Source organism: Vibrio sp. 1580 (assembly GCF_033340055.1).
Window position 1 is genome coordinate 1 of sequence record NZ_JAWOVT010000590.1, and the last position, 554, is coordinate 554.

1 protein-coding gene is annotated in these 554 nt (G+C 43.5%); it reads left to right on the forward strand.

The window, feature by feature from the left end:
• The first annotated feature begins 162 nt into the window (after positions 1-162).
• Positions 163-423, forward strand: a complete 261-nt coding sequence (locus tag R7093_RS27315) for a YciI family protein (RefSeq protein ID WP_318147292.1) — start codon at positions 163-165, stop codon at positions 421-423.
• The last annotated feature ends 131 nt before the right edge of the window (positions 424-554 follow it).

Genomic DNA, 554 nt, shown 5'->3' on the forward strand with positions numbered 1-554 from the left:
ATGTAGCCATCGACAGTGAAGGCAAACCACGTCCAGTGCAAAGCTAAGTTGTCATAAAATCGAATTGCTAGGAAGAATCTCACATTTTCTATTGTTCACTTGTGAGAGGTTCAAAAAAGACGTTAAATTAACACTTTACCCTACCAATTAAGGAACTATGCTATGTGGTACGTCATCTTTTCTCAGGACGTCGAGAACTCATTGGAAAAACGTATGGGCGTTCGTCCTCAACATTTAGAACGCTTGCAACAGCTTCAAGATGAAGGTCGTTTACTTACCGCAGGTCCAATGCCAGCGATCGACTCTGATAACCCAGGAGAAGCCGGCTTTACTGGTTCGACAGTCATTGCTGAATTTGCCTCTTTGGAAGATGCCAAAACATGGGCTGACGCCGATCCTTATGTGGCGGCGGGCGTTTACTAAAACGTGATCGTAAAACCGTTCAAAAAAGTGTTTTAAGTTATGAAAAAATTACTGTGTCTCTTCCTCGCCTTTGGTGCATTGGCGGGTTGTTCATCAAGCAATGACAACCAACGCCAACTTGAATTAATGGC

Coding starts and splice junctions, on each gene's coding strand:
- R7093_RS27315 (WP_318147292.1), top strand. CDS start 163: ATGTGGTACGTCATCTTTTCTCAGGACGTCGAGAACTCATTGGAAAAA.